The 26,715-nt window shown below is 67.0% G+C and carries 26 protein-coding genes and 1 pseudogene; 7 read left to right on the top strand and 20 right to left on the bottom strand.

The annotated features are described in order from the left end of the window. Nucleotides 1–66: 66 nt before the first annotated feature. Nucleotides 67–1,518: a pyruvate kinase gene (gene pyk, locus FSV73_RS09865; protein ID WP_145007235.1), complete on the top strand. Its 1,452-nt coding sequence runs from the start codon at nucleotides 67–69 to the stop codon at nucleotides 1,516–1,518. A gap of 109 nt (nucleotides 1,519–1,627) precedes the next feature. On the opposite strand, the gene FSV73_RS25565 is transcribed toward pyk, so the two are convergent. Then, nucleotides 1,628–1,798, bottom strand: a complete 171-nt coding sequence (locus FSV73_RS25565; RefSeq protein WP_186309201.1) for a hypothetical protein — start codon at nucleotides 1,796–1,798, stop codon at nucleotides 1,628–1,630. A 123-nt stretch (nucleotides 1,799–1,921) separates the two neighbouring features. On the opposite strand from FSV73_RS25565, the gene FSV73_RS09860 reads away from it, so the two are divergent. After that, nucleotides 1,922–4,537 carry a DEAD/DEAH box helicase gene (locus FSV73_RS09860; protein WP_145007233.1) on the top strand — a complete coding sequence of 872 codons (2,616 nt, stop codon included), beginning with the start codon at nucleotides 1,922–1,924 and terminating at the stop codon, nucleotides 4,535–4,537. A 171-nt stretch (nucleotides 4,538–4,708) separates the two neighbouring features. Here the strand turns inward: FSV73_RS09860 and FSV73_RS09855 are convergent, their stop codons facing one another. Both FSV73_RS09855 and FSV73_RS25780 read right to left on the bottom strand, forming a co-directional pair. Next, entirely contained in the window at nucleotides 4,709–5,182 is a 474-nt protein-coding gene (locus FSV73_RS09855; RefSeq protein ID WP_145007231.1) for a phosphate-starvation-inducible protein PsiE, read from the bottom strand. Further along, nucleotides 5,179–5,301, bottom strand: a complete 123-nt coding sequence (locus FSV73_RS25780; RefSeq protein WP_260856054.1) for a hypothetical protein — start codon at nucleotides 5,299–5,301, stop codon at nucleotides 5,179–5,181. Before FSV73_RS25780 ends, FSV73_RS09855 begins: the two co-directional genes overlap by 4 nt. Before the next feature lie 162 nt (nucleotides 5,302–5,463). On the opposite strand from FSV73_RS25780, the gene FSV73_RS09850 reads away from it, so the two are divergent. Beyond that, nucleotides 5,464–6,270, top strand: a complete 807-nt coding sequence (locus FSV73_RS09850; RefSeq protein WP_145007229.1) for a SirB1 family protein — start codon at nucleotides 5,464–5,466, stop codon at nucleotides 6,268–6,270. Here FSV73_RS09850 and FSV73_RS09845 read toward each other — a convergent pair. The 3 genes from FSV73_RS09845 to FSV73_RS09835 all read right to left on the bottom strand — a co-directional run bounded on the left by FSV73_RS09845 (nucleotide 6,267) and on the right by FSV73_RS09835 (nucleotide 7,893). Further along, nucleotides 6,267–6,956, bottom strand: a complete 690-nt coding sequence (locus tag FSV73_RS09845; RefSeq protein WP_145007227.1) for an LrgB family protein — start codon at nucleotides 6,954–6,956, stop codon at nucleotides 6,267–6,269. The two genes, FSV73_RS09850 and FSV73_RS09845, sit on opposite strands and share 4 nt — an antisense overlap. After that, nucleotides 6,949–7,332 (bottom strand): CidA/LrgA family protein, encoded by a 384-nt coding sequence (locus tag FSV73_RS09840; RefSeq protein WP_186309200.1) that lies wholly within the window; start codon nucleotides 7,330–7,332, stop codon nucleotides 6,949–6,951. The genes FSV73_RS09845 and FSV73_RS09840 overlap by 8 nt, the downstream gene beginning before the upstream one ends. Before the next feature lie 111 nt (nucleotides 7,333–7,443). After that, a complete protein-coding gene (locus FSV73_RS09835; protein ID WP_145007223.1) occupies nucleotides 7,444–7,893 on the bottom strand; it encodes a flavodoxin in 450 nt (149 codons plus the stop codon). Between the two features lie 211 nt (nucleotides 7,894–8,104). On the opposite strand from FSV73_RS09835, the gene FSV73_RS09830 reads away from it, so the two are divergent. The 4 genes from FSV73_RS09830 to FSV73_RS09815 all read left to right on the top strand — a co-directional run bounded on the left by FSV73_RS09830 (nucleotide 8,105) and on the right by FSV73_RS09815 (nucleotide 10,267). Next, nucleotides 8,105–8,665 (top strand): antibiotic biosynthesis monooxygenase, encoded by a 561-nt coding sequence (locus FSV73_RS09830; protein WP_145007221.1) that lies wholly within the window; start codon nucleotides 8,105–8,107, stop codon nucleotides 8,663–8,665. A gap of 96 nt (nucleotides 8,666–8,761) precedes the next feature. Continuing rightward, nucleotides 8,762–9,460: a dihydromonapterin reductase gene (gene folM / locus FSV73_RS09825; protein ID WP_145007219.1), complete on the top strand. Its 699-nt coding sequence runs from the start codon at nucleotides 8,762–8,764 to the stop codon at nucleotides 9,458–9,460. 178 nt (nucleotides 9,461–9,638) lie between these two features. Beyond that, nucleotides 9,639–9,932: a DUF1244 domain-containing protein gene (locus tag FSV73_RS09820; RefSeq protein ID WP_145007217.1), complete on the top strand. Its 294-nt coding sequence runs from the start codon at nucleotides 9,639–9,641 to the stop codon at nucleotides 9,930–9,932. Beyond that, nucleotides 9,929–10,267 (top strand): HopJ type III effector protein, encoded by a 339-nt coding sequence (locus tag FSV73_RS09815; protein WP_145007215.1) that lies wholly within the window; start codon nucleotides 9,929–9,931, stop codon nucleotides 10,265–10,267. The genes FSV73_RS09820 and FSV73_RS09815 overlap by 4 nt, the downstream gene beginning before the upstream one ends. 58 nt (nucleotides 10,268–10,325) lie before the next feature. Here FSV73_RS09815 and lpxC read toward each other — a convergent pair whose 3' ends face one another. The 14 genes and pseudogenes from lpxC to rsmH form a co-directional block, all read right to left on the bottom strand. Next, entirely contained in the window at nucleotides 10,326–11,240 is a 915-nt protein-coding gene (gene lpxC, locus FSV73_RS09810) for a UDP-3-O-acyl-N-acetylglucosamine deacetylase (protein WP_145007213.1), read from the bottom strand. Between the two features lie 109 nt (nucleotides 11,241–11,349). Continuing rightward, complete coding sequence (ftsZ, locus tag FSV73_RS09805) at nucleotides 11,350–12,531, bottom strand: cell division protein FtsZ (RefSeq protein ID WP_145007211.1); 1,182 nt, start codon at nucleotides 12,529–12,531, stop codon at nucleotides 11,350–11,352. A 53-nt stretch (nucleotides 12,532–12,584) separates the two neighbouring features. Continuing rightward, nucleotides 12,585–13,829 carry a cell division protein FtsA gene (gene ftsA / locus FSV73_RS09800; RefSeq protein WP_145007209.1) on the bottom strand — a complete coding sequence of 415 codons (1,245 nt, stop codon included), beginning with the start codon at nucleotides 13,827–13,829 and terminating at the stop codon, nucleotides 12,585–12,587. Between the two features lie 16 nt (nucleotides 13,830–13,845). After that, on the bottom strand, nucleotides 13,846–14,700 hold the full coding sequence (locus FSV73_RS09795) for a cell division protein FtsQ/DivIB (RefSeq protein WP_145007207.1): 855 nt from the start codon (nucleotides 14,698–14,700) through the stop codon (nucleotides 13,846–13,848). 65 nt (nucleotides 14,701–14,765) lie between these two features. Next, a complete protein-coding gene (gene murC, locus FSV73_RS09790) occupies nucleotides 14,766–16,181 on the bottom strand; it encodes a UDP-N-acetylmuramate--L-alanine ligase (RefSeq protein ID WP_222119447.1) in 1,416 nt (471 codons plus the stop codon). A gap of 34 nt (nucleotides 16,182–16,215) precedes the next feature. Beyond that, nucleotides 16,216–17,286 carry an undecaprenyldiphospho-muramoylpentapeptide beta-N-acetylglucosaminyltransferase gene (gene murG, locus FSV73_RS09785; protein ID WP_145007203.1) on the bottom strand — a complete coding sequence of 357 codons (1,071 nt, stop codon included), beginning with the start codon at nucleotides 17,284–17,286 and terminating at the stop codon, nucleotides 16,216–16,218. Then, on the bottom strand, nucleotides 17,276–18,475 hold the full coding sequence (ftsW, locus tag FSV73_RS09780) for a putative lipid II flippase FtsW (protein WP_145007318.1): 1,200 nt from the start codon (nucleotides 18,473–18,475) through the stop codon (nucleotides 17,276–17,278). Before ftsW ends, murG begins: the two co-directional genes overlap by 11 nt. After that, a complete protein-coding gene (murD, locus tag FSV73_RS09775; protein ID WP_145007201.1) occupies nucleotides 18,475–19,818 on the bottom strand; it encodes a UDP-N-acetylmuramoyl-L-alanine--D-glutamate ligase in 1,344 nt (447 codons plus the stop codon). The genes ftsW and murD overlap by 1 nt, the downstream gene beginning before the upstream one ends. Before the next feature lie 5 nt (nucleotides 19,819–19,823). After that, nucleotides 19,824–20,906 (bottom strand): phospho-N-acetylmuramoyl-pentapeptide-transferase, encoded by a 1,083-nt coding sequence (gene mraY / locus FSV73_RS09770; RefSeq protein ID WP_007162057.1) that lies wholly within the window; start codon nucleotides 20,904–20,906, stop codon nucleotides 19,824–19,826. Then, nucleotides 20,906–22,273 carry a UDP-N-acetylmuramoyl-tripeptide--D-alanyl-D-alanine ligase gene (locus tag FSV73_RS09765; protein WP_145007199.1) on the bottom strand — a complete coding sequence of 456 codons (1,368 nt, stop codon included), beginning with the start codon at nucleotides 22,271–22,273 and terminating at the stop codon, nucleotides 20,906–20,908. Before FSV73_RS09765 ends, mraY begins: the two co-directional genes overlap by 1 nt. Then, nucleotides 22,266–23,735: a UDP-N-acetylmuramoyl-L-alanyl-D-glutamate--2,6-diaminopimelate ligase gene (locus FSV73_RS09760; RefSeq protein WP_145007197.1), complete on the bottom strand. Its 1,470-nt coding sequence runs from the start codon at nucleotides 23,733–23,735 to the stop codon at nucleotides 22,266–22,268. The genes FSV73_RS09765 and FSV73_RS09760 overlap by 8 nt, the downstream gene beginning before the upstream one ends. Before the next feature lie 3 nt (nucleotides 23,736–23,738). Next, nucleotides 23,739–25,423: pseudogene (locus tag FSV73_RS09755) on the bottom strand (peptidoglycan D,D-transpeptidase FtsI family protein). Between the two features lie 59 nt (nucleotides 25,424–25,482). Continuing rightward, nucleotides 25,483–25,776: a cell division protein FtsL gene (ftsL, locus tag FSV73_RS09750; RefSeq protein WP_007162061.1), complete on the bottom strand. Its 294-nt coding sequence runs from the start codon at nucleotides 25,774–25,776 to the stop codon at nucleotides 25,483–25,485. Then, nucleotides 25,773–26,714 (bottom strand): 16S rRNA (cytosine(1402)-N(4))-methyltransferase RsmH, encoded by a 942-nt coding sequence (rsmH, locus tag FSV73_RS09745; protein WP_145007193.1) that lies wholly within the window; start codon nucleotides 26,712–26,714, stop codon nucleotides 25,773–25,775. The genes ftsL and rsmH overlap by 4 nt, the downstream gene beginning before the upstream one ends. Between the last annotated feature and the right edge of the window lies 1 nt (nucleotide 26,715).

The raw sequence follows: 26,715 nt of genomic DNA, 5'->3' as shown, positions 1-26,715 counted from the left end.
GTGTTCTACGTCGACTCGGCGCTCGGGCGCCGACTCATGGTTGCAATCCGCTAAAGGAAAGACTGCATGATTTATCGCCGTACCAAGATCGTCGCCACCCTAGGCCCGGCCAGCAATTCTCCGGAAGTCCTCGAGCAGCTCATCATCGCCGGCATCGACGTCGCCCGCCTGAACTTCTCGCATGGAACGCCCGATGAGCACCGGGCCCGTGGTCAGCTGGTACGGGATCTCGCCGCCAAGCACGGCCGCCACGTCGCCCTGCTCGGCGACCTCCAGGGTCCGAAGATCCGCATCGCCAAGTTCGTCAACAAGCGCATCGAACTCAAGGTCGGCGATCCCTTCCGCCTGTCCATCGCCCATCCGCGCACCGAAGGCAGCGAGGAAGTGGTCGGCATCGACTACCCGGGCCTGGTCGCCGACTGCCGCGTGGGTGACGAGCTGCTGCTGGACGACGGCCGCGTCGTGCTGCGCGTGGAAGGCGTCACCGCCACCGAATTGCATTGCACCACCCTGATCGGCGGCCCGCTGTCCGACCACAAGGGCATCAACCGCCGTGGCGGTGGCCTCACCGCGCCGGCGCTGACCGACAAGGACCGCGAAGACATCAAGCTGGCGGCCTCCATGGAGGTCGACTACCTGGCGGTGTCCTTCCCGCGTGACGCCGAGGACATGAACGAAGCCCGGCGCCTGATGGAAGCCGCGGGCGGCAAGTCCTGGCTGGTGGCCAAGATCGAGCGCGCCGAAGCCGTGGCCAACGACGAGGCGCTGGATGGCCTGATCCAGGCCAGCGATGCCGTCATGGTGGCCCGTGGCGACCTGGGCGTGGAAATCGGCGACGCCGAACTGGTGGGCATCCAGAAGCGCATCATTTCCCACGCGCGCCGACTGAACAAGGCGGTGATCACCGCGACCCAGATGATGGAGTCGATGATCAGCAGCCCCATGCCGACCCGTGCGGAAGTCTCCGACGTGGCCAACGCCGTGCTCGACAACACCGACGCCGTGATGCTCTCCGCCGAGAGCGCCGCCGGCCAGTACCCGGTGGAAGCGGTCAAGGCCATGGCGCGCGTCTGCGTCGGCGCCGAGAAGCAGCCTACCAGCAAGCTGTCCAGCCACCGCCTGGGCCAGACCTTCACCCGTTGGGACGAGAGCATCGCCCTGGCCTCCATCTACGTGGCCAACCACTTCCCCGGCGTGAAGGCCATCATCAGCCTGACCGACACCGGCTACACCCCGCTGATCATGTCGCGCCTGCGCTCCTCGGTGCCGATCTTCTCCTTCGCCTCCAGCCGCGCCACCCAGGCCCGCACCGCGCTGTTCCGCAACGTGCACACCATTCCCTTCGACCCGACCACCATGCCGGCGAACAAGGTGAGCCAGGCCGCGGTGGACGAGTTGCTCAAGCGCGGCATCGTCGAGCACGGTGACTGGGTGATCCTGACCAAGGGCGACAGCTACACCAAGCGCGACGGCACCAACACCATGAAGATGTACCGCGTCGGCGACCTGCTGGTCTGAGCCACAACGCCAGGCCTGGCCCGCCCAGGCGGGTAAGGCTTCGAAAAGCCCCGATCAGGCGACTGGTCGGGGCTTTTTCGTGCGCCCTCGGCAGCGGCTCGCCATCGTGCTAGAGGCTGGCGCCGGCCAGGTAGGCCAGATGCAAGGCCGCCGCGGCCATGACGCCCAGGCTGCAGACGATGAGGATGTAGCGCTGCAAGGAGCGCAGGCGGCCTTCCCGCCTGGCCTGCGCATTCAGAGTGTCCATAAGGGCCAGGCTGGCTAACGGTTGTTCGCGCATCGTCTCGCTCCTACATTCCTAAATGCACTATATTCTCATTCTCACGAAGTGCAAGGGAGTCCAACGGGCGCCTGGCGGACTGTGGCAGAATAGCCGGTTTGGTACGAACAGCCTGGGTGAACGATGGCGTTACGTTTCGAACGGCTCAAGTGGCAGGACTGGAAGGGCGCCTTCACGGAGCGCAACTACGAGCGCGGCCGGCGCCTGGCCCTCGATGGGCTGGTACAGCTTCGCTCGGCCACCAAGGGGCAGGTCTACGCCGAGTGCAGCAGCCCGGCCGGTCCGGCCTATCGCCAGGCGATCACCCTGCGCCCGGGCGAATCCGCCTGGCGGGTCGAGGCCCGGTGCACCTGTCCGGTCGGTCGCAACTGCAAGCATGCCGCCGCGGCCCTCATCGAACTCGAACGCCTGCAGCGCAGCGAGGCAGACCTGCCGAGCGTGCCGGTGGCCAACCCGGACCTGCCGCAGCCGATCCTGAGCCTCGGCAGCCACACCCAGATCGACTACGATCGCCACATCGGCAAGATGCGGCCCACCGTAAGGCACCGCGCGGCCCTGGCCTTCCAGTACGGCCAGCGCCGGGTATTCGGCACGCCGCCGCGCAGCCCCGGCGCCGACTATCCCGCCCGCCAGCTGCCGGCCGAACAGCGCTGGCGCCAGACCTTGATCGATCATGGCCTGCGCCTGGCGACCCGACGCAGCGCCGCGCTGCCCGAGGAATGCGGCGAGATGTTCGAGCTGCCGGACGATCCCGCCTGGCTCAGGTTCGTGCAGCAGGTCATCCCGACCCTGCGCGAGCGTGGCTGGCAGATCGAGGCCCAGCCCGAATTCACCTTCGATCTCACGCCGGTGGAAGGCTGGTACGGGCACCTCGAAGAGGTGGAAGACCAGACCGCCGCCAGTGGTCTGTTCGACGTCGAGCTGGGCATTCGCCTGGGCCAGCGCCGCGTCAGCCTGATCCCGTTGCTGATCGACGCCATTCGCCGCGAACCCTCGCAATACGAACCGGGGATCCTGGCCAAGCGTCCCGACGACGAGCCTGTGCTGCTGCGCATCGAGCCGCCGCGAATGGCCGGCCAGCAGGGCCGGGTGCAGCGGGTCGCCGTTCCCCTGGGCCGGCTCAAGCCGATCCTGCAGATCCTCGGCGAGCTCTATGCCACCGAGCGCCTGCCCAACGACCGCGCCCTGCGCCTGCCCCGCCTCGATGCCGCGCGCCTCGCCGAGCTGGACGAGCGCCTGCCGCTGGAATGGGAAGGCGGCGAGCGCCTGCGCAGCTTCGCCGAGCGCCTGCGCAGCTACGCCGCCGAGCCGGTGCTGCTGCCGGCTACCCTGCAGGCCGAATTGCGGCCCTACCAGCGGGAAGGCGTGGCCTGGCTGCAGGCTCTGCGCGAACTGGAGGTGGGCGGCATCCTCGCCGACGACATGGGCCTGGGCAAGACGCTGCAGACCCTGGCGCACATCCTCGTCGAGCAGGCAGCCGGCCGCCTCACCGCACCGGCGCTGATCGTCATGCCGACCAGCCTGATCCCCAACTGGCAGGACGAGATCGCCCGCTTCGCGCCGGGCCTGCGCGTCCTCACCCTGCAGGGCAGCAACCGCAGCAGCCGCTTCGAACGCATTCCCGAGCACGATGTGGTGCTCACCACCTATGCCCTGCTCCCGCGCGATGCCGAGCGGCTAGCCGGCTACGATTTCCACCTGCAGGTGCTCGACGAGGCCCAGTCGATCAAGAACGCCGCCACCAAGGCCGCCCAGGCGGCCCGGCACCTGCGCGCTCGTCATCGCCTCTGCCTGACCGGTACGCCACTGGAAAACCACCTGGGCGAACTCTGGTCGCAATTCCACTTCCTCATGCCCGGCTGGCTGGGTGACGAGAAGACCTTCAAGCAGAGCTATCGCATCCCCGTCGAGCGCGAAGGCAACGCGCAGCGCCTGGCGGCGCTCAAGGCACGGGTGCGGCCCTTCATGCTGCGTCGGACCAAGCAGCGGGTCGCCAGCGAATTGCCGCCGAAGACCGAGATCGTCCAGCTGGTCGAGCTCAGCCCGGCGCAGCGCGAGCGCTACGAAGCCCTGCGCCTGCTGCTGGACGAACGGGTACGGGCCGAGATCGCCCGCCAGGGGATCGGCCGCAGCCAGCTGCTGATCCTCGATGCCCTGCTGCGCCTGCGCCAGGTCTGTTGCGATCTGCGCCTGGTGCCCCACGAGGACGATGCCGTGGCCAAGCCCTCGGCGAAACTGGCGGCGCTGAACGAGAGACTCGACGCCCTGCTGCCGGGAGGCAGCCGGGTCCTGGTGTTCTCGCAGTTCACCAGCATGCTCGACCTCATCGCGGCGGACCTCGACGAGCGCGGTATCGCGTACGTCACCCTGACCGGCGAGACCCGTGATCGCCGCACCCCGGTGCAACGCTTCCAGAACGGCGAGGTGCCGGTGTTCCTGCTCAGCCTCAAGGCCGGCGGCAGCGGGCTCAACCTGACCGCGGCGGACACCGTGATCCACTTCGATCCCTGGTGGAACCCGGCCGCCGAGCAGCAGGCCAGCGACCGCGCCTACCGCATCGGCCAGGATCGCCCGGTATTCGTCTACAAGCTGATCGCCCGCGGCACCCTGGAAGAACGCATCCAGCAGCTGCAGCAGGAAAAGGCCCGGCTGAGCGCGGGCATCCTCAGCGAGAACGCCGGCGACTGGCGCCTGACCGAAGCCGATCTAGCCCAGCTGCTGGCGCCCTTGGATCGCTAGCGCCCCAGCCCAGGCCGGGGCCTGGGCGGCGCCGTGCCGGTCGCAGCAAGGCCAGGCCGCAGGGACACCCACACCCGGGCGCTCCCCCGGCAAAACGGCCAACGGCAGGCGTCCATCCGGACGCGCTGCCGCGACCAGCGACTGGTTGCAGTACCCGCCGCGCGTCCCGTGCTATCGGTCTGCGGACCCCTCTCCCACCACATCGCCGGTCGCATCGAGCGCCTTGCTGGAAGGAAACTTGTTCGAGGCGACCCTAACCGCCAGCACCGAGAGCGACAGCAGGAAGATGCCGCCACAGAGATACAGCAGGCCAACGTCCGGCGGCCGGTGGTGCGAGACATCACCGATCAGGTAGCGCGTCAGCGCGGTGATGGCGATGTAGAGCAGAAACCGGATGGGCAGGTGATTGGTCTTGAAGTAGATGCCGACCATGGCACCCAGCTCCAGATAGATGAACAGCAGGAGGATGTCATCGATGCTCGCCTGGCCTTTGTCGAACATCTCCATGAAGGCCATCACCGAGGCCCAGGCCGTGGCTGCGCCTATGGCGAACAACCCACAGTAGTGGAAACCTTCCACCATCAGGTTGCCCAGTGAATTGGCGCCATCGTGCATGCGTTTGCGACTGCCATCTGCCCACTTCATACCCTAACGCTCCATCCAGCCAGATCACGATCACTGGCCAGGCGGGCCAGCGGTTTGCCCAGGCCGTCGGCCAGGGGGTACATACGAGGGCGCAGGCGTTCGCTCGAGGCTTCGTCCATGCTGAAAAGTCTCCTTCGTCAGGTTGCCCTGGCGCGGTGGCCAGAGGGGTTCTTATAGCGAGAACCCCCGTAGCCCGCCAGTGCGCGACTGTCGCAGACTGGACGGGCGGCCAGCGGCAGGCTAAAACCTCAGGAAACGCCCCCAAGGGCCTGGAGTCTACCGTGGAGTCGCGTCTCGCCTGTCTCGCCTGTCTGGACCGCCCCGATCCCCGGCTGCTGGAAGCCGCCCTGTGGATCGCCGCCGAGCATCGCCAGGACCTCGAGCCCCGCGCCCTGCTGCACTCGCTGGACGACCTGGCGCTGCAGCTGGTCGCCAGCCTGGATGGCGACGCCAGCCATTCGGAGCGTGCCCAGGAATTGTTACGGCAGCTGTGCGACGCCGGATTCCGCGCCGCCGAGTGGCCCCTGCGCCCTACCGCCGCCCTGCTCGACGAGGTGCTGGTGCGGCGCCGCGGCCAACCCCTGTCCATCGCCCTGGTGGCGCTGGAGCTGGCCCGGCGCCTGGACATCGATCTGCAAGGCATCGGCTTTCCGGGGCATTTCCTGCTGCGCGTGCCCGGCGCCGACCACCTGCTCGAACCCTTCGGCGGGCGCCGGCTGTACATGAACGATTGTCGCCAGCTGCTGGTGGATCAATTCGGCCCCACGGCGCGGCTGCAGGCGACCTACCTGGCACCGCTCTCCCCCCGGCAGATGATGCAGCGTCTCTCACGCAACCTGCGCGAGCTACATCGCCAGGGCGATCAGCCGCTGGCGGCGCTGAAGGACGCCCAGCGCGTCATCGAACTGGGCGCCGCGGGTGTCGCCGACCACCTGGCGCGCGCCGATCTGTATCGACAGCTCGACTGCACCCAGGCCGAGCGCTACGACCTGCAGCACGCGCTGCTGATCAGCGAGGACGAGGCGGAGCGGGAGCAGGTGCGGCGGCGCCTGGAGCAACTGGGCGCTGCCAAGACCACCCTGCACTAGCCGTGCAGCAGCCAGAGCACCAGTTGGGCGCCCAGCAGGTTGCTCAGGCCGGCCAGCACCATGACCAGCCCGGCCACGGTGCCCTCCTCCAGGCCAACCTCATAGGCCTTGCTGGTCCCGACGCCATGGGCGCCCATGCCGAACAGGGCGCCGCGGGCGAGGGCCGACTTGAGCGGCAACAGCTTGATCAGCAGGCTGCCGAGGATGGCGCCGCCCAGGCCGGTGATCATGACGAAGGCCGCCGTCAGCTCCGGCACGCCACCGACGGCGGCCGACATCGGCATGGCGAAGGGCGTGCTGATGGAGCGCGGCAGCATCGACAACAGCACCCGATCATCCAGCAGCAGCAGGCGGGCCAGCAGCCAGGAACTGCCGATGGCGACGCCACTGCCGACAACCAGCCCTGCCAGCAAGGCCTGCCAGTAGCGCGCCAAGAGCCGGCGCTGCTGCCAGATCGGCACGGCGAAGGCGACCGTCGCCGGCCCTAGCAGCATGATCAGCCAGCGACTGTAATGGGCGTACTGCGCATAGCTCACCTGCTGCCAGAGGGTGGTGGCATAAAGCAGCACGGTGACGAAGATGATGGGGCTGACCACATACCAGCGCAGGCGGGCATAGAGCAGGCGACTGACGATATAGCCGGCCACCGTCAGCAGCAGCCAGAAGAGTCCGGGCAGATCAAGCATCGCGGCGCCCCCGGCGGCGGAACATCCAGTCCACCGTGTAGGCGGTGGCGACCATGGTCAGCACCGTGCTGAGCAGGATGGCGAAGAGGATGCGCACCCCTTCCTGCCGCAGCAGCGGACCGTAGTCGAGCAGGCTCAGCAAGGCGGGGATGAAGAACAGCAGCATCTCACCAAGCAACAGGCGTACGCCGTTCTGCAACCACTCGGGCTCGACGATCCGCGCCGCCAGCAGCAGGAGCAGCATGGCCAGCCCTACCACACCGCCCGGTACCGGCAAGGCGAAGGCGGTCGCCAGCCAGCTGCCCAGTCCCCACAACGCACCCAATCCACACAGCTCCAGAGCCAGGCGCAGATATCTATTCACCCAGGGCTCCATCTCAAACAGTCATCAGCGCCCAAGGATACCCAGGCTGGCCGGACGAGGACAGCGACCCGGGCCCGGCGGCGGCGATCCGGCGGGTAAAGCTGTATTGTCCGCCAGGCAAGGTCACCCCAGGGCGGCGATCACCGCGGACGTCCAGCGCTCGGCGTCCTCGTCCGGTGTCACCGTCTCGCTGGCGTCGATGCGCAGCAGGGGCAGCAGCTCGCGCAGGCCCAACTCGGCGAACAACTCCTGCATCAGCTCGCCGCCGCCGCAATAGGTGTCGCCATAGCTCGAGTCCCCGAGGGCCAGCACCGCGCCGGGCCGGCCACGCCAGGGCGGCAGCCGGTCGCGCAGCTGGAAGTACAGCGGCTCCAGGTTGGCGGGCAACTCGCCCATGCCCGTGGTGGAGGTGATGGCCAGCAAGGCCTCGGGCGCGAAGGCCTCCAGGCTGGCGAGTTCGGCATGCGGTTGATGCCAGACCTCATGGCCCGCCGCGGCCAGGCGGGTCTTCACCTGCCGCGCGATATCTTCCGCGGTGCCGTATACGGAGCCATTCAACAGTGCGACTTTCATGCAGACCTCTAGCGGTGACGGCTGCCCAGTATGCCTCGAACGACCCCCGTTTGCCGTTTGCGACATCCCTGCAACGTCAGGCGCTGCCCCGGGGTCTCAAGGCTTGCTATGCTAGCGGCGCCTGCTACCCCAGGTATTTCTCCACCCTGCCCGCCTACCCGGCGGCTTGATGGCATCCGGCCTATCCGACCCGATCGCTTGGAGCTCCAACATGAGTCAGCCCGTTACCCTCATGGTCGCGCGCCGCGTAGCGGCCGGCCAATACGACGCCTTCCTGGTCTGGCTACGCGAAGGCGAAGCCCTGGCGACCCGTTACCCGGGCTATCTCGGTTCCGGGGTCCTGACCCCACCGCCGGGCGACAACCTGGTGCAGATCATCTTCCGCTTCGCCTGCCCCCAGAGCCTCGACCAGTGGGAACACTCGGAGACGCGACGCCTCTGGCTGGAACGCGGCCAGGGCCTGTTCGAAGCGCCCCAGGCACGCCGTGCCCAGGGCATGGACGATTGGTTCGGCGCCGGCGTGCAGGCCCCGCCGCGCTGGAAACAAAGCATCGCCGTCTGGCTGGCGTTCTTTCCCATCTCGCTACTGTTCAACGCCGCCTTCGGGGACTACCTGGCGCACCTGCCCTTGCTGCCGCGCATCCTGCTGAGCACCCTGATCCTCACGCCGGTCATGGTCTGCGTCTTCATCCCGCTGATCACCCGCGCGCTCAGGGGCTGGCTGCACAGCGCCTCGTCCCGGGCCGAGCCGCTCAGAGGCAGCGCTCGCTAGACCTGGCGGATCGCTCTGCTTCCCGACGAGTCGAATGCGTACAATACGCACGGCCAGCTTCCTGGCCGTTTCCGCTCTCAAGGATCGGGTACCCTCATGTCCGCAGCCCTTCCCCTTCTCGTCACCGGTGCCAATCGCCGCGTTGGCCTGGCTCTCACCCGTCGCCTTCTCGCGGAAGGCCAACCCGTCATCGCAGTCTACCGCGACGATCCGGGTCCGCTGCGTGAACTGGAGATCGAGGCCTACCAGATCGATCTGGTCGAGGAACAGCAGCGCGACCTGCTGATACAGCAACTGCATGAACGGCACCAGGCCCTGCGCGGCGTGGTGCACAATGCCTCGGTCTGGGCGGCGGATGGCCTCGACAACCTGCGCCTGCTCTATCGCCTGCACCTGGAGGCGCCCTACCACCTCAACCTGGGCCTGCAGGATCTGTTCTTGGCCGCACCGCGCGCCGACATCATCCACATCGGCGACGACAGCGCGACCCGTGGCAGCCGCAACCACATCGGCTACGCTGCCACCAAGGCCGCCCTGCACAACCTGACCCTGTCTTTCGCCGAGGCCCTGGCGCCCACCGTCAGGGTCAATACCATCGCGCCGGGCCTGCTGATCTTCAAGGAAGGCGCCGACGAGGCCTATCGCCAGGCGACCCTGGACAAGGCCCTGCTGGATTTCGAACCCGGCGCCGATCCCATCGTGGATACCGTGCTCTATCTGCTGTCGACCGCCTATGCGACCGGCAGCACCTTCACCGTCAACGGCGGGCGCCACCTGCGCCATGGCCGTCGCTAGTGTGGTGTTTCAAAAGTTATCTACACAATTTTGGCGGCGCTTTTTGCCCCCGGGCGGCGTTGCCACTCCTCGCCATAGCCCTGCTATGACTCGTCGCGGCGCCTGGCCCGGAGACAAAAATCACTCGTCAATTCTTGCGCGAACTTCTGAAACACCACACTAGCCAAAGGAGTCACCCATGACCGAACAAGACCGCCTGGAACTGGAGGCCGCCGCCTTCCGCACCCTGGTCCAGCACCTGCGCAAGCGCACCGATGTGCAGAACATCGACCTGATGAACCTGTCCGGCTTCTGCCGCAACTGCCTGTCCAAATGGTACAAGGCCGCCGCCGACGAGAAGGGCCTGGCGCTGAGCCTGGACGACGCCCGCGAGGTCGTCTACGGCATGCCCTACGCCGAGTGGAAGGCCCAGCACCAGACCGAAGCCTCCCCTGCCCAGGCGGCCGCCTTCCAGGAGAACCAGCCCAAATGAGCGAGCTGTCCCGCTTCCGCGCCAGCCTGGTCAGTGGCGAGCATGCCTTCGCCGATACCCTGGCGTTCGTGGCCGAGCACTATGACTACCAGCCAACCGCCTTCCACAACGGCGGGGTGGAGAACGCCGCCGGCCAGAACGAGGGTTCTTGCAAGACCTTGGGCCTGGCGAAGCTCGAAGGCCTGAGCGATCAGGAAGCCCTGCTGGCCTTCGGCGAACACTATCGCAGCGTGCTGCAGACCCCTGAAGGCAGCGATCACGCCAATATCCGTGCACTCATGGCCCAGGGCCTGGCCGGCGTAAGCTTCCAGGGCGAGCCCCTGAGCCGTCGCTAGGCATTCCGCGCCCATAAAAAAAGCCCTGCGGATGCAGGGCTTTTTCATGAAACCGGGCTTAGACGGCAGCCGCGGGTCTCATGTAGGAAATGGGTGCCAGACCGGAGTCTTCGAAGGTCACCACTTCCCAGGCATCGCGATCGGCCAGCAGCGCGCGCAGCAGGCGGTTGTTCATGGCGTGGCCGGACTTGTAGCCACGGAATTCGCCGATGAGGCTCTTGCCGAGCAGATAGAGATCGCCGATGGCGTCGAGGATCTTGTGCTTGACGAATTCGTCTTCGTAACGAAGACCGTCTTCGTTGATCACACCCTTCTCGTCCACCACGATGGCGTTGTCGACGCTGCCGCCCAGGGCCAGGTTGTGCGAGCGCAGGAATTCCAGGTCACGCATGAAACCGAAGGTACGGGCACGGCTGACTTCCTTGAGGAAGGAAGTGCTCGAGAAGTCAACCGAGGCCTTCTGGGTGCGGTTGTTGACCACCGGGTGATCGAAGTCGATCTCGAAGGTCACCTTGAAGCCGTCGAAGGGCACGAAGGTGGCGCGCTTGTCGCCGTCGACGACGGTCACTTCACGCTTGATGCGAATGAACTGCTTGGCCGCTTCCTGTTCCTGCAGACCCGCGGACTGGATCAGGAACACGAAGGGACCGGCGCTGCCGTCCATGATCGGGACTTCGACCGCGGACAGCTCGACGTAGGCGTTGTCGATACCCAGACCGGCCATGGCCGACAGCAGGTGCTCGACGGTGCCGACCTTGACGCCGCTGTCGCTGAACAGGTTGGTCGACATGGTGGTTTCACCCACGTTCTCCGCCCAGGCCGGGATTTCCACGACCGGATCGAGATCGGTGCGACGGAACACGATTCCCGTATCGACCGGAGCCGGCTTCAGGGTGAGGTATACCTTCTCCCCGGAATGCAGGCCGACGCCAGTGGCGCGAATGGTGTTCTTGAGGGTGCGTTGTCTAATCATGCCAGGGCCGCTCGGTCGCAGGGTGCGAATGGTGGTCAACGAAATCGCGATGATAGCAGAAGCGAAAATCGATGCCCACTAATCACACCCGCGCTTGTGATATACCCGATCAATCAGCCTGACGACGCAGGAAGGCCGGGATGTCCAGATAATCCAGGTCGTCGTTGGGATTGACCTTGGTCGCCGCCGCCGAGCCGCCATGGTTCTGGCTGCCACGACCCGAACGCATGGAGGTCGGGTACTTGAGGTCGTCGTAGTTGACCGGAGCGGATTCCTGACGGGCCGCGGCCAGGGTCTGGGCGGTGTTGTCGACCACCTTGACCGGCTTCTCGATGCGCGCACCCAGGCCGGTGGCGACCACGGTGACGTGCAGCTCGTCGCGCATTTCCGGATCGATGACCGCGCCAACCTTGACGGTGGCGTGCTCGGACGCGAAGTCCTCGATGATCTCGCCGACGGCGGCGTATTCACCCAGGGACAGATCCAGGCCGGCGGTGATGTTGACCAGGATGCCGCGGGCGCCGTGCAGGTTGACGTCTTCCAGCAGCGGGTTGCGGATGGCGGCTTCGGTGGCTTCGCGCGCACGGTTCGGGCCGCTGGCGTGGCCGGTACCCATCATGGCCATGCCCATCTCGCCCATCACGGTCTTGACGTCGGCGAAGTCGACGTTCATCAGGCCGGGACGCTGCATGATGTCGGAGATACCGCGAACGGCGCCGGCGAGGACGTCGTCGGCCTTGGCGAAGGCGGCCAGCAGGCTGGCGTCCTTGCCGAGGATGGTCAGCAGCTTCTCGTTGGGGATGGTGATCAGCGAGTCGACGCACTCGGACAGGGCACGGATACCCTCGTCGGCGACCTGCATGCGCTTGCGGCCTTCGAAGGGGAACGGACGGGTGACCACGGCAACGGTCAGGATGCCCATTTCCTTGGCGACCTCGGCGATGATCGGCGCGGCACCGGTACCGGTGCCACCGCCCATGCCGGTGGTGATGAAGACCATGTCGGCGCCTTCGAGGACTTCGGCGATGCGCTCACGGTCTTCCATGGCCGCCTGGCGGCCGATTTCCGGATTGGTGCCCGCACCGAGACCCTTGGTGACGCCCGGGCCGAGTTGCAGCACGGTGCGGGATGTGACGTTCTTCAGGGCCTGGGCGTCGGTATTTGCACAGATGAATTCGACGCCTTCAACACCGCTTTTGACCATGTGGTTGACGGCGTTACCACCGCCACCGCCTACGCCGATAACTTTGATCACGGCGCTTTGTGGAATGTTGTCTACGAGTTCGAACATGGTCCCCTCTCTTCCTTTCGGATCTTCGCCTACTGCCGCGGTTTAATTGTGAATTACAAGTTGCCCTGGACCCAACGCTTCATGCGTTCCAGGACTGTGGATTTGGTTTCGCTGCTATATCCGCCGGAAACGACCGGCAAGGGATCGGTCTGCTTTTGCAGGCCATAGAGCAACAGGCCGACGCCTGTGGAGTAGATCGGGTTGCTGATCACGTCGGTCAGCCCCTTCACCGTCTGGGGTACCCCCAGGCGTACCGGCATATGGAAAATCTCTTCCGCCAGCTCGACCGCGCCTTCCATCTTCGCGGTGCCACCGGTGAGTACGATCCCTGCCGGGATCAGATCCTCGTAACCACTGCGGCGCAGTTCCGCTTGCACCAGTGTGAATAGCTCATCGTAACGGGGCTCGACCACTTCCGCGAGGGCCTGACGCGACAATTCTCGCGGCGGACGATCACCTACGCTGGGCACCTTGATGGTTTCGCCCGGGCCAGCCAGCTTTGCCAAGGCACAAGCATACCGAATCTTGATTTCTTCCGCATATTGCGTAGGGGTTCTCAAGGCCATGGCGATGTCATTTGTGACTTGGTCGCCAGCAATGGGTATCACCGCGGTATGGCGAATGGCGCCTTCGGTAAAGATGGCGATATCGGTAGTGCCGCCACCAATATCCACCAGGCAGACACCCAGTTCCTTTTCATCGTCGGTCAGTACGGAATAAGCCGAGGCCAACTGTTCGAGAATGATGTCGTCGACTTCCAGGCCGCAACGACGAACACATTTCTCGATGTTCTGCGCGGCATTGACGGCACAGGTCACCACGTGGACCTTGGCTTCCAGGCGCACCCCGGACATGCCCAGGGGTTCGCGCACCCCTTCCTGGTTGTCGATCACATAGTCCTGGGCCAGGGTGTGCAGCACGCGCTGGTCGGCGGGGATGGCCACCGCCTGGGCGGCGTCGAGCACCCGCTCGATGTCGGCCGGGCTCACTTCGCGGTCGCGAATCGCCACGATGCCGTGGGAATTCAGGCTGCGGATGTGATTGCCGGCGATGCCGACGAAGGCCGAATGGATCCGGCAACCGGCCATCAACTGGGCTTCTTCGATGGCCCGCTGGATGGAAGCGACGGTGGACTCGATGTTGACCACCACGCCCTTCTTCAGCCCGCGCGACGGATGGGTGCCAATGCCGACGATCTCGATCTGACCCTCGGAAGACACCTCGCCGACCAGAGCCACGACCTTGGAAGTGCCGATGTCGAGGCCGACGATCATCTTGCCGCTTTGCACGCTTGCCATAGTAAGAAACTTCTCCTCAATGCTTGGCCGGTTCGGTCACGGGGGTGGCGGCGACGGCGGGATCGCGCCAGGCCACGGCCAGACCGTTCGGATAACGCAGATCGATCCGCGCGATATTGTCCATCTGTGCCTTGAGCACCTGATCGTACAGGCGCATGAAGCGCCGCATCTTTTCCACCAGCTGGTCGCGGCCGAACACCAGTTCCAGGCCCTGACCGGTGGTGAGGTACCAGCTGCCGCGCTCGTGCATTTCCAGGCGCGACACGGTGTAACCGAGCGGCCGGAGCATCTGGCTGAACATCTGGTACTGCTGCATCACTTGCTGCTGAGCCCGCTTGGGGCCGTACAGGCGCGGTAGATTGTCATAGTTGGCCAGATCCTGCGGGGCAAAAGCCTCACCCTGGTTATTCAGCAGGGCTTCATCGCCCCAGCGGGCGATGGGCATCTGCTCTTCCAGGCGGATGCTGATCTCGTCGGGCCAGACCCTACGCACCTCGGCATGGGCGATCCACGGCATGGTCTCCAGCTCGTGGCGCATGTCCGCCAGGTCGACCTGGAAGAAGGTGGTGCCCACGAAGGGCGCGATGCGCTGCTGCACGGCCCCCTGGCTGATGTAGGACAGGTCGCCCTTGACGCTGACCTTGGCGATCGGCCGGTCGGCGTAGGGCAGCAGCTTCTGCGCGCCTTCGTAGGTGCCGAAGCCCAGGCCCAGCAGCAGGAACGGCCAGAGGATGCGCTTGAGCAGCCCCAGGCTCGGCCGCGGCAGGCGCGTCGACAGCGGTTCTTCGGCGACCAGGCGACTGGCGCCGCGGGGTTCGACGTTGCGCGACCGGCCGAAGCCGGGCTGGTTGTGACGTAGGGTGGCGACCAAGGTTCAGCCCTCCACGTGCGCGCCGGCAACAGGGGTTGCCGGCAGAAAGTTGGACGGATGGCGGCTCATGCCGAACTCCCGGACGTCGCGGCGCTGGCGAACAGCGGGTGCTTGAGCAGTTGCGGCGCCAGGGCACCGATATCGCCCGCGCCCTGGCAGAGCAGGATGTCGCCGGGACGCAGCAGCGGCTTGACCAGCGGGGCGATGTTGGCGCCGCGCTCCACGTAGATGGGATCGAGCTGGCCACGCTGACGGATGCTGTGGCAGAGCTGGCGGCTGTCGGCACCGGGGATCGGCTCTTCGCCGGCCGGATAGACTTCCATCAGCAGCAGGACGTTGGCGTCGGCCAATACCTGGACGAAATCCTCGTAGAGATCGCGGGTACGGCTGAAGCGGTGTGGCTGATAGACCATCACCAGCCGGCGCTCGGGCCAGCCGCCACGCACGGCCTTGATCACCGCGGCGACTTCGCGCGGGTGGTGGCCGTAGTCGTCCACCAGCATGACGCTGCCGCCCGCGACGGGCAGTTCGCCATAGACCTGGAAGCGCCGCCCTACCCCCTGGAAGCCGGACAGGCCATTGAGGATGGCCTCGTCGCTGACACCCTCGTCGGTGGCGATGGCGATGGTGGCCAGGGCGTTAAGCACATTGTGCACACCCGGCATGTTGACCGAGACCGCCAGCGGCGCACGGCCGTCGCGCAGGACGGTGAAGTAGGTGCGCATGCCTTCCTGGCGGATGTCGACGGCGCGCACGTCGGCGTCCTCGACGGTGCCGTAGGTGACGGTGGGCCGGGCGACCTGGGGAATGATCTCGCGCACCACCGGATCGTCGACGCAGAGTACCGCCAGGCCGTAGAACGGCAGGTTGTGCAGGAAGTCGACAAAGGTACGCTTGAGCCGGTTGAAGTCACCTTCGTAGGTGCTCATGTGGTCGGCGTCGATGTTGGTGACCACGGCGACCATCGGCTGCAGGTGCAGGAAGCTGGCATCGCTCTCGTCGGCTTCGGCGACCAGGTAGCGGCTGGTGCCGAGCTGGGCGTTGGTGCCGGCGGCATTGAGGCGGCCACCGATGACGAAGGTGGGATCGAGGCCTTCGGCCGCGAACACGGAGGCGATCAGGCTGGTGGTGGTGGTCTTGCCGTGGGTACCGGCGACGGCAATGCCATGGCGATAGCGCATCAGCTCGGCGAGCATCTCGGCGCGGGGGACCACCGGGATGCGCTGCTCGAGGGCGGCGGAGACCTCGGGATTGGATCTGTTGATGGCGCTGGACACCACCAGCACATCGACCTGGTCCAGGTTCTCGGCGCGATGGCCGATGTAGATGCGTGCGCCGAACTGCTGCAGCCGCGCGGTCACCGCGGATTCCTTGAGGTCCGAGCCCGAGACTTCGTAGCCCAGGTTGAGCAGTACCTCGGCGATGCCGCACATGCCGACCCCGCCGATGCCGACGAAATGGATGCGCCGGATGCTGCGCATGCGCCGAACTTCGGCCTGGATGGCGCTTTGCGACTTAACCACGGGCAACCTCCAGGCAGGCATCGACGACCGCACCGGTAGCGTCGGGTTTGGCCAGGGCACGGCTGCGGGTGGCCATGTCGACGAGACGTTCGGGATGCATCAGGACCTCGGTAAGCTGCGCGGCGAGCTCCGCCGGGCGGGTGGAATGTTGCGGCAGTACCACCCCGGCACCGGCACGCTCCAGGAAGCGGGCATTGCTGGTCTGGTGGTCGTCGATGGCATGGGGCAAGGGAATCAGCAGCGCCGGCAGGCCAGTGGCGGTCAGCTCGGCCACGGTCAGGGCACCGGCCCGGCAGATCACCAGGTCGGCCCAGGCGTAGGCCGCGGCCATGTCGGCGATGAACGGCTGGACGTCGGCCTCCACGGCGACCTTGGCGTAGCGCTCGGCAGTCACCTCGGCATGCTGGCGACCGGCCTGGTGGCGTACCTGGGGCCGTAGCCCGGCCGGCAACTGGGCCAGGGCTTCGGGCAGCAGCTTGTTGAGCGGCTCGGCGCCCAGGCTGCCGCCCAGTACCAGCAGGTTGGCGGCGCGCTCGTCCAGGGGCGCGCGGGTCACCGGCGCGAAGAGTTCGGCGCGTACCGGATTGCCAGTGGACAGGCGCTTGGCCGAGGCCGGGAAGGTATCGGCGAAGCCTTCGCAGACGCGCGCGGCCAGGGGCACCAGCAGGCGGTTGGCGGTGCCGGCATAGGCATTCTGCTCGTGGATCACCAGCGGGATGTTGCACAGCTTGGCCGCCAGGCCGCCGGGACCGGTGACGAAGCCGCCCAGGCCCAGCACGCAGACGGGCTTGAGGCGACGCATCAGGCCCACCGCCTGCAACAGCGCCCCACTGAGTTGCAGCGGCGCCTTCACCAGCGAGCGCACGCCCTTGCCGCGCAGGCCGGAGACCTGGATGTGATGCAGGGTGATACCGGCCTTGGGTACCACGTCGTTCTCGATGCCGCGCGGAGTGCCGAGCCAATGGACGGTATAGCCGCGCGCCGCGAATTCGCGAGCGCAGGCCAGGGCCGGGAAGACATGTCCCCCGGTGCCGCCAGCCATGATGAGGACGTTAGCGGACATCGGCGAAGTCCTCCTCGGTGAATTCCATATCCTCGGTATCGACCAGGGTGCGTCGCTCCCACTCGATACGCAGCAGCAGCCCCATGCTCACGCAGCAGATCACCAGGGAGCTGCCGCCATAGCTGAGGAAGGGCAGCGTCAGGCCCTTGGTGGGCAGCAGGCCGACGTTCACCCCGATGTTGATCAGGAACTGGCCGATCCACAGCATCGACAGGCCGTAGGCCACGTAGGCCGAGAAGAACTGCTTGGACTGCTCGGCCCAGCGACCGATGAACAGGCCGCGGACGCAGACGAAGAAGAACAGGCCGACGGTGGCCATGGCGCCGATCAGCCCCAGCTCCTCGGCCAGCACGGCGAACAGGAAGTCGGTATGGGCTTCGGGCAGGTAGAACTGCTTCTGGATACTGTTGCCCAGGCCCAGGCCGGTCCAGCCGCCGCGGCCGAAGGCGATCAGCGCCTGGGTCAGCTGGTAGCCGGAGCCGAACTGGTCGGCCCAGGGATCGGTGAAGGTGATCAGCCGCTGCATCCGGTAGGACTGGGTCTGCACCAGGACGAAGACCGCCAGCACCGCCAGGGCGACCATCAGCAGGAAGCGGAACAGGCCGACGCCGCCGAGGAACAGCATGGCGCCGGCGGCGCCCATCATCACCACGGTGGCGCCGAAGTCGGGCTCGCGCAGCAGCAGCATGGCCATGGGCAGCAGGACGATGAAGGGCTTGAAGAAGCCCGCCCAGGTGTGGCGCACCTCGTGCTGGCGACGTACCAGGTAGCCGGACAGATAGAGCACCACGAAGACCTTGGCGACCTCCGAGGGCTGCACGTTGAAGAAGCCGAAGCCGATCCAGCGCAGGGAGCCGTTCACCTCGCGGCCGATGCCGGGCACCAGCACCGCCACCAGCAGCAGGAAGGCGATGATCAGCAGCGGAAAGCCGAAGCGCTGCCAGGTGGCCATGGGGATCAGCATCACCACGCCACAGGAGACGAAGCCGATGGCGAGGTAAATGAGGTGGCGGTACATGAAGTACAGCGGATTGCCGGACTGGGCGGCGGCCACTTCGGACGACGCCGAGGTCACCATTACCAGGCCGAGACCCAGCAGCAGCAGGCAACCGGCCAGCAGCGGGAAGTCCAGGTCGATGCCGTGGCGACTGGCCAGCGGCGACGGATAGGGACGCAGCAGGCTGAGGATCATGACAATGCTCCCACGGCCTGGGCGAACAACCGCCCGCGCTCTTCGAAATTGCGGAACATGTCCAGGCTGGCGCAGGCCGGCGACAGCAGCACGGCATCGCCCGGCTGCGCCAGGGCACGGCTCTCGCGCACGGCGTCTTCCAGGGTGGCGACGCGCAGCTGTTGCACGCTCGGCGGCAGGATGGCGGCGAGGCGCTCGGCATCGCGCCCCAGCAGCACCACGGCGCGACAGTGCCGCGCGATGGGCTCGCGCAGAGCGCTGAAGTCGGCGCCCTTGCCGTCGCCACCGGCGATCAGTACCAGTTGGCCGGCGATGTCGTCGCCGAGGCCCTCGACCGCGGCCAGCGCCGCGCCGACGTTGGTCGCCTTGGAATCGTTGTAGTAGCTGACGCCCGCGACCTCGCCGACCCACTGGCAGCGGTGCTCGAGCCCGGGAAAAGCACGCAGGGCCTCCAGCATGGGCTCCAGCGGCAAGCCGGCGGCCAGGCCCAGGGCCAGCGCGGCCAGGGCATTGCTGTGGTTGTGGGTGCCGCGGATCTTCAGTTCCTCGACATCCAGCAGGTTGTCGAAGGCCAGCGCCAAGTAGCGGCGGCCCTCTTCCTCGCGAATGCCGAAGGCGCGGAAATCCGGACGGCCCAGGCCGAAGGTCAGGCAGGGCACGCCCTCGCCGATCAGCGGCCGCGACAGTGCATCGTCGCGATTGACCACCACCTGGCGGGCGCCGCGGAAGATGCGGTGCTTGGCCTGGTGATAGGCCGGCATGCCGGTGTAGCGATCCATGTGGTCTTCGCTGAGGTTGAGCACCGTGGCCACCTCGGCGTTCAGCCGCTCGCAGGTTTCCAGCTGGAAGCTCGACAGTTCCAGCACATAGAGCTCGACGTCGTCGGCCAGCAGGTCCAGCGCCGGGGTACCGAGGTTGCCGCCCACGGCAACGCGCTTGCCGGCGCGCCGGGCCATGTCGCCGACCAGGGTGGTGACGGTGCTCTTGGCGTTGGAACCGGTGATGGCCACGAGCGGCGCCTTGGCATGGCGCACGAACAGGTCGATGTCGCCCGACAGCCGCACGCCGCGGGCAGCGGCCTCCCGCAGCGCCGGGGTTTCCAGCGCCAGACCGGGACTCACGTAGACTTCCGCCGCGCGGGCGAGGAAGTCGACATCCAGCTCGCCGCAGCGCACCTCGACCTCGGGATACTGGGTTCTCAGGGTCTCCAGTTCCGGCGGCTGTTCCCGCGTGTCGGCCACGGCAAAGGGCACGCCCCGGCGCGCGAGAAAGCGCACCAGCGACATGCCACTCTTGCCGAGGCCGACGACGATACGGAACTGGTCGGAAGCGATGAGCACGGCGATTACCTCAGTTTCAGGGTGGCGAGACCGAACAGCACCAGGATCACGGTGATGATCCAGAAGCGCACGATGACCCGCGGTTCGGGCCAGCCCTTCAATTCGAAATGGTGGTGGATCGGCGCCATGCGGAAGACGCGCTTGCCGGTCAGCTTGAAGGAGGCGACCTGGATGACCACCGAGAGGGTCTCCATGACGAAGACGCCACCCATGATGAACAGCACCACTTCCTGGCGGACGATCACGGCGATGGTGCCCAGGGCGGCGCCCAGCGCCAGGGCGCCGACGTCACCCATGAAGACCATGGCCGGATAGGTGTTGAACCAGAGGAAGCCCAGGCCCGCCCCGATCAGGGCGCCGCAGAAGACGATCAGCTCGCCGGACCCTTCCACATAGGGGATCAGCAGGTAGTCGGCGAATTTCACGTTGCCCGACAGGTAGCAGAAGATGCCCAGGGCGCCGCCGACCATCACGGTGGGCATGATCGCCAGGCCGTCGAGACCGTCGGTGAGGTTGACCGCGTTGCTCGAGCCGACGATGACGAAGTAGGTCAGCACAACGAAGAAAATCCCCAGCGGGATTTCGATGTTTTTCAGCAGCGGCAGGATCAGCGTGGTTTCGATCGGCGCCTTGGCCGTGACATAGAGGAAGATCGCCGCCCCCAGGCCGAATACCGATTGCCAGAAGTACTTCCAGCGACTGGGCAGGCCGCGGGAATTCTTCTCGATCACCTTGCGATAGTCGTCGACCCAGCCGATGGCGCCGAACAGGAAGGTCACCGCCAGCACGGTCCAGACGTAACGGTTGTGCAGATCGGCCCACAGCAGGGTGCTGATGCCGATGGTGGTCAGGATCAGGGCGCCGCCCATGGTGGGGGTGCCGGACTTGGACAGGTGCGACTGGGGGCCATCGTTGCGCACGGCCTGGCCGATCTGGCGGATCTGCAGGGTGCGGATCATCCAGGGGCCGAGCCACAACGACAGCAACAGGGCGGTCAGGACGCCCAGAATGCCGCGCAGGCTGAGGTATTGGAAGACGGCGAAGCCCTTGTAGAACTGTTGCAGGAACTCCGCCAACAGCAGCAGCATCAGTGTTTCTCCTCGGTGTTGATAGCGCAGAGCGCGGCGACGACCTTGTCCATCGCGGCGCTGCGGGATCCCTTGATCAGCAGGGTGGTTCCGACCCGGTCCTCGTCCGCCAGGGCCGCGATCAGGTGTTCACGATCGGCGAAATGCCGGGCCTCGGCGCCATAGGCGCGGGCCGCGTAGGCCATCGAAGGCCCGACGCTGTAGAAGGCGTCCACCTTGCCGCGGGCATGCTCGCCCACGTCGCGATGGCCCTCTTCGGTCCACTCGCCCAGCTCGGCGATGTCGCCCAGGACCACCACCCGACGGCCCGGCAGGGCGGCCAGCAGGTCGATCCCGGCCTTCACCGAGGCAGGGTTGGCGTTGTAGCTGTCGTCGATGACCTGGGCACCGCGCCGACTGGTGCGGGTCAGGGTGCGGCCCTGGACCGGTGCCGCGGCAGCGAGGCCGCGGGCGACGGTGGCCAGGTCCAGGCCCAGGCTGAGGGCTGCCGCAGCAGCGGCCAGGGCGTTGCCGACATTATGGGCACCCAGCAATTGCAGGGTGACCGGCGTCTCGCCCTGGGCGGTGTGCAGCAGGAAGCTCGGGCGGCCCTGGGCGTCCAGGGTCACCCCGCTGGCGCGGACATCGGCGCGGGCATCCAGGCCGAAGGCGACGACCCGGCGGCCTGCGGCGCGGCGCTGCCAGGTCGCGAAGGCCGCGTCGTCGCGGTTGAGCACCACGGTGCCGCCCTCGCCCACGCCTTCGATGATCTCGCCCTTGGCCTCGACGATGCGATCGACGCCGCCGAATTCGCCCACGTGGGCCTGGCCGGCGTTGGTAATGATAACGACATCCGGGCGTGTCAGGCTCACGGTATAGGCGATGTCCCCGACGTGCGAAGCGCCCAGCTCGATGACGCCATAGGCGTGCTCGGCGGCCAGTTGCAGCAGGGTCAGGGGGGCACCCAGGTCGTTGTTCAGATTGCCCTGGGTGGCCAGAGTCGTGCCGCGCTGACGCAGGATGGCGGCGAGCAATTCCTTGACCGTGGTCTTGCCGCTGGAACCGGTGACGGCGGCGACCTGGCCGTGGAAGAGGTCACGGTTGAAGGCGCCCAGGCGACCCAGCGCCAGGCGGGTATCGGCCACCACCAGCTGGGGCAGGTGCACCTCGGGGACGGCGCGCTCGACCAGGGCCGCCGCGGCGCCCTGGGCCGCGACATCGGCCAGGTAGGCATGACCATCGAAGCGCGGCCCGGTCAGGGCGACGAACAGCTGGCCGGCCACCGCCTTGCGGCTGTCGGTACCGACGCCATCGAACAGGGCGTCGGCGCCCAGCAGGTTGCCGGTCAGGGCCTCGGCCACTTCGGTGAGGGTAAAGGATCTAAGCATCGTGTCGCTCCCAGGCGGTCAGGGCCCGCTCGGCCTGGTCGAGATCGGAAAAGGCATGACGGACACCGGCGATTTCCTGGTAGGGCTCATGGCCTTTGCCGGCCAGCACGACGATGTCCTGCGGCTTGGCCTCGGCCACGGCCAGGGCGATGGCGGCTTCGCGTCGTCTGGCGAAGCGAACCCGCTCGGGATGCCGGAAGCCGGCGCGAATGTCGGCGACGATGGCGGCCGGATCCTCCGTACGGGGATTGTCGTCGGTCACCACCACTCGATCGGCCAGGCGCTCGGCGACCGCGGCCATTTCCGGACGCTTGCCCCGATCGCGATCGCCGCCGCAGCCGAACACGCAGACCATGCGTCCCTGGGCACCGACATGGGGCCGCAGAGCGGTGAGCACCTTGTCCAGGGCATCGGGGGTATGGGCGTAGTCCACCACCACCAGCGGCCGCCCGGCGCCACCTAGGCGCTGCATACGTCCGGCCGGCCCCTGCAACTGCGGCAGGATGGCGAGGATGTCGTCGAGGCGATGACCCAGACCCAGCAAGGCGCCGATGGCGGCCAACAGGTTGCTCAGGTTGAAGCGGCCAATCAGTGGGCTGCGCAGTTCGCCGGTGCCCTGGGCGGTGACCAGCCGGGCACGCACGCCGTGGTCGTCGAACTGCACGGCCTGGCAATGGAGGCTGGCCGCCGGATCGCCGAGGCTGTAGGTCAGGGTCGTGGCCGGGCTGGGGCGAGCCGCCAGCTCGCGGCCAAAGGCGTCATCCAGATTGAGGACGCGGGTGCCGAGCCCGGGCCAGGCGAACAGTTGGGCCTTGGCTTCGCCATAGGCGGCCATGGTGCCGTGAAAATCGAGGTGGTCGCGGGTCAGATTGGTGAAGACCGCGACCTTGAAGGCCAGGGCCGCCACGCGCCCCTGGGCCAGGCCATGGGAAGACACTTCCATGGCCACGCTGGCGGCGCCGCCCTCGGCCAGTTCGGCCAGGGTCGCCTGCAGCTTGAGGGCATCCGGGGTGGTGTGGCGGCCTTCGGCGAGGGCGCCATGGAAGCCGTTACCCAGGGTACCGACGATGCCGCAACGCTGGCCGAGCAGGTCGCAGCCCTGGGCGATCAGTTGGCTGACGCTGGTCTTGCCATTGGTGCCGGTCACCCCGACCAGACTCAGGCGCTGGCTGGGTTCGCCATGGAAGCGCCCGGCGATGGCGGACAACTGCCCGGCGAGGCCGCGAACGGCCACCAGGGGAATGTCCAGCGCGGGTAAGGCCGGGGCGTTGTCGGCCTCGTAGGCGATGGCCGCGGCGCCACGCTCGGCGGCGCCGGCGATATGGGCACGACCGTCGCTGTGCAGACCGGGAATGGCCAGGAACAGGAAACCGGGCTGGACCTCACGACTGTCCACGGCCAGGCCGACGATCTCGACGGCCGCCGTGGTGGTCGGCAGCAGCTCCGGCAGCAGGCGGCTCATCGATCACGCTCCCCGACCAGCAGCGGCTTGGTGGCGGCCTGGACCTGCTGCTGCACCGGCAGCGGCTGGATGTTGTCCGGCTGGATGTTCATCAGGCGCAGGGCGCCGGACATCACCCGGCTGAACACCGGTGCCGACACCACGCCACCGTAGTAGCCGCCCTTGCTCGGCCGGTCGATCACCACCACCGCGGCCAGGCGCGGGTTGCTGGTGGGGCCGAAGCCGGCGAACAGCGAGCGATAGGAATTCTCCGCGTAGCCGCGGGTACCGGTGCTGGTCTTGCGCGCGGTGCCGCTCTTGCCGGCGACGTGGTAGCCCGGCACCTGGGCACGGAAGGCCCCACCGGGGGCTTCCACGACCTGTTGCAGCATGCCTTGCAGGGTCTTGGCGACCCGCTCCTCGACCGCCTGGTCGCTGGCCGGGGCCTTGTCCAGGCGCACCATGGACAGGGGCACCGAGCGACCGTCGTTGGCCAGTACCGAGTAAGCATGGGCCAATTGCACGGCGGTCACCGCCAGGCCGTAGCCGTAGGACAGGGTCGCCGTCTCGGCCGGGCGCCAGTTGCGATGGTTGGGCAGGTTGCCGACCCGCTCGCCGGGGAAGCCCAGGCCGGTATCCTGGCCCAGCCCGACGGCGCGCATGGCGTTGTAGATGTTCTCGCCGCCGACGTCGAAGGCGATCTTGCTCATGCCGACATTGCTGGACTTGATGAGGATGCCGGTCAGGTCCAGGGCGCCATCGCTGTGGGAGACGTCCTTGATGGTATAGCGCCCGATCTGCAGCGAGCCGGGATAGACGTTGACCTTGTCGGTGGGCTTCCAGCGACCGCTGGCGAGGGCGGCGGTCATGGAGATCGGCTTCATCACCGAGCCGGGTTCCATGACGTCGATCATCGCCCGGTTGCGCATGGCGGCCGGTTCGAGGCTGCGCCTGTTGTTGGGGTTGTAGGTGGGCATGTTGACCATCGCCAGGACCTCGCCGGTCTTGACGTCGACGATGGTCAGGCTGCCCGCCTCGGCTTCGAACTGGGTCAGGGCATTGCGCAGCTCGCGGGCAGCGAGATACTGCAGGCGCAGGTCGATGGACAGCGCCAGGGTATTGCCCGGCTTGGCGTTCTTGGCGACCTGCACGTCCCGGATCAGGCGACCACGGCGATCCTTGACCACCTGGCGCCGGCCCGGCACGCCGGCCAGCCATTCGTTGAAGGCCAGCTCGATGCCTTCGCGCCCGTGATCGTCGATGTCGGTGAAGCCGACCACGTGGGCCGCCACGTCGCCTGCCGGATAGAAACGGCGAAACTCCTCGATGTCGTAGACACCGGGAATCTTGTGCGCCTTGACCTGGGTCATCACCGCCTCGCCCTGCTCGGGGGTGAGGCCACGTGCCAAGTAGAGGAATTCCTTGCCGGCATTCTGCTCGAGGCGCTTGCTCAGCTCCGCGCGCGGCTGGCCCACGGCGTCGGCCAGCAACGGCCAGCGATCCTCGGCTCCGGCCAGTTCCTTGGGGTTGACCCACAGGGTGGTGACCGGGGTGCTGACCGCCAGCGGCTCGCCGTTGCGATCGGTGATCAGGCCGCGGTGGGCCGGAATCGGAATGGTGCGCACGCTGCGGGCATCGCCCTGCCCCTTGAGGAAGGCACGGTCGATCACGTGCAGGTCGACGATGCGCCAGACGATGGTGCCGACCATGACCAGCAACAGCCCAAGGATCAGGCTGAAGCGCCAGGGCAGGCGCGCGAGGAGGCCTATCACGGATTGACCATCCGGATTTCGGCCGGATCGGGAATGCGCATCTGCAACTGGCCGCTGGCCAGGGCTTCGACGCGGCTGTGGGCGGTCCAAGTGCTCTGTTCCAGCAGCAGGCGGCCGTACTCGGCCTGGGCCTTGTCGCGGATGGCCATCTCGCCATAGAGGGTGTTGAGCAACTGGCGATTCCAGTGGGCGCTGTAGGCCACCGCCACCGCCGAGAGCAGGACGCCGGCGAAGAGCACCAGCATGACACTGCTGCCCAGGGGCAGTTTCTTGACGAACAGCCGGCTCATTTCAATTTCTCGGCAACGCGCATGACGGCGCTGCGGGCACGGGGGTTGGCGGCCAGCTCGCCTTCGCTGGCATAGACAGGTTTGCCGAGCAGGCGCAGCGAGGGTTCGAACACCGTGGCGCGGATGGGCAGGTCGCGCGGCAACTGGTCGGCCTCGCCCTTGGCCAGCCGGCGCATGAATTGCTTGACGATGCGATCTTCGAGGGAGTGGAAGCTGATCACCACCAGCCGGCCACCGACCGCCAGCTGCTCGTAGGCCGCCTGCAGGCCCTGTTCCAGGTCGCTCAGTTCGCGATTGATGTAGATGCGCAGGCCCTGGAACGCACGGGTCGCGGGATGCTTGCCCTTTTCCCAGGCCGGATTGGCCTCGGTGAGCACCTTCGCCAGGTCGGCGGTGCGCTCGAAGGGCTGGACGTCACGGCGCTGCACCACGGCACGCGCCATGCGCTTGGCGAAGCGTTCTTCGCCGAACTCCTTGAACACATGGGCGATGTCGGCCTCGGCGGCGGTGGCGATCCAGGCGGCCGCGCTCTGGCCCCGGCTCGGGTCCATGCGCATGTCCAGCGGGCCGTCCTGCATGAAGCTGAAACCGCGCTCGGGATCGTCGAGCTGGGGCGAGGACACGCCCAGGTCCAGCAGCACGCCATCGACCTGACCGGACCAGCCACGGCCGACCAGTTCATCGCCGAGCTCGGCGAAGCTGCGCTGGACGATCTCGAAGCGCGGGTCTTCCGCGGCCAGCGCCTGGCCGGCGGCGATCGCCTGGGGATCCTTGTCGAACCCCAGCAGCCGCCCTTCCCCACCCAGCAGGCGCAGCACGGCCCGGCTGTGTCCGCCGCGGCCGAAGGTGCCGTCCAGGTAACGGCCGGCAGGCTGGATCGCCAATGCCTGTACGGCCTCGTCCAGGAGAACGGAGACGTGGTGGAAGACTGGGTTCATG

It is taken from the genome of Pseudomonas oryzihabitans, assembly GCF_007665395.1.
Classification (GTDB): Bacteria; Pseudomonadota; Gammaproteobacteria; order Pseudomonadales; family Pseudomonadaceae; genus Chryseomonas; species Chryseomonas psychrotolerans_C.
The sequence above is the reverse complement of the archived record's forward strand: the minus strand, read 5'-3'. Positions and strand labels throughout refer to the sequence as shown.

What these genes read in the sequence shown, in the direction of transcription:
- FSV73_RS09845 (WP_145007227.1), bottom strand. Translation starts at nt 6,956, where the DNA reads ATGCTTGATCTGCCCGGACTCTTCTGGCTGCTGCTGACGGTGGCCGGC.
- FSV73_RS25780 (WP_260856054.1), bottom strand. Translation starts at nt 5,301, where the DNA reads ATGGACGAAGCCTCGAGCGAACGCCTGCGCCCTCGTATGTACCCCCTG.
- FSV73_RS09820 (WP_145007217.1), top strand. Translation starts at nt 9,639, where the DNA reads ATGACCGAACAAGACCGCCTGGAACTGGAGGCCGCCGCCTTCCGCACC.
- ftsL (WP_007162061.1), bottom strand. Translation starts at nt 25,776, where the DNA reads ATGAGCCGGCTGTTCGTCAAGAAACTGCCCCTGGGCAGCAGTGTCATG.
- FSV73_RS25565 (WP_186309201.1), bottom strand. Translation starts at nt 1,798, where the DNA reads ATGCGCGAACAACCGTTAGCCAGCCTGGCCCTTATGGACACTCTGAAT.
- rsmH (WP_145007193.1), bottom strand. Translation starts at nt 26,714, where the DNA reads ATGAACCCAGTCTTCCACCACGTCTCCGTTCTCCTGGACGAGGCCGTA.
- pyk (WP_145007235.1), top strand. Translation starts at nt 67, where the DNA reads ATGATTTATCGCCGTACCAAGATCGTCGCCACCCTAGGCCCGGCCAGC.
- ftsZ (WP_145007211.1), bottom strand. Translation starts at nt 12,531, where the DNA reads ATGTTCGAACTCGTAGACAACATTCCACAAAGCGCCGTGATCAAAGTT.
- FSV73_RS09840 (WP_186309200.1), bottom strand. Translation starts at nt 7,332, where the DNA reads ATGGAGCCCTGGGTGAATAGATATCTGCGCCTGGCTCTGGAGCTGTGT.
- folM (WP_145007219.1), top strand. Translation starts at nt 8,762, where the DNA reads ATGTCCGCAGCCCTTCCCCTTCTCGTCACCGGTGCCAATCGCCGCGTT.
- FSV73_RS09855 (WP_145007231.1), bottom strand. Translation starts at nt 5,182, where the DNA reads ATGAAGTGGGCAGATGGCAGTCGCAAACGCATGCACGATGGCGCCAAT.
- FSV73_RS09835 (WP_145007223.1), bottom strand. Translation starts at nt 7,893, where the DNA reads ATGAAAGTCGCACTGTTGAATGGCTCCGTATACGGCACCGCGGAAGAT.
- ftsA (WP_145007209.1), bottom strand. Translation starts at nt 13,829, where the DNA reads ATGGCAAGCGTGCAAAGCGGCAAGATGATCGTCGGCCTCGACATCGGC.
- lpxC (WP_145007213.1), bottom strand. Translation starts at nt 11,240, where the DNA reads ATGATTAGACAACGCACCCTCAAGAACACCATTCGCGCCACTGGCGTC.
- murC (WP_222119447.1), bottom strand. Translation starts at nt 16,181, where the DNA reads ATGCGCAGCATCCGGCGCATCCATTTCGTCGGCATCGGCGGGGTCGGC.
- FSV73_RS09830 (WP_145007221.1), top strand. Translation starts at nt 8,105, where the DNA reads ATGAGTCAGCCCGTTACCCTCATGGTCGCGCGCCGCGTAGCGGCCGGC.
- FSV73_RS09760 (WP_145007197.1), bottom strand. Translation starts at nt 23,735, where the DNA reads ATGAGCCGCCTGCTGCCGGAGCTGCTGCCGACCACCACGGCGGCCGTC.
- mraY (WP_007162057.1), bottom strand. Translation starts at nt 20,906, where the DNA reads ATGCTGCTGCTGTTGGCGGAGTTCCTGCAACAGTTCTACAAGGGCTTC.
- FSV73_RS09860 (WP_145007233.1), top strand. Translation starts at nt 1,922, where the DNA reads ATGGCGTTACGTTTCGAACGGCTCAAGTGGCAGGACTGGAAGGGCGCC.
- FSV73_RS09765 (WP_145007199.1), bottom strand. Translation starts at nt 22,273, where the DNA reads ATGCTTAGATCCTTTACCCTCACCGAAGTGGCCGAGGCCCTGACCGGC.
- FSV73_RS09815 (WP_145007215.1), top strand. Translation starts at nt 9,929, where the DNA reads ATGAGCGAGCTGTCCCGCTTCCGCGCCAGCCTGGTCAGTGGCGAGCAT.
- murG (WP_145007203.1), bottom strand. Translation starts at nt 17,286, where the DNA reads ATGTCCGCTAACGTCCTCATCATGGCTGGCGGCACCGGGGGACATGTC.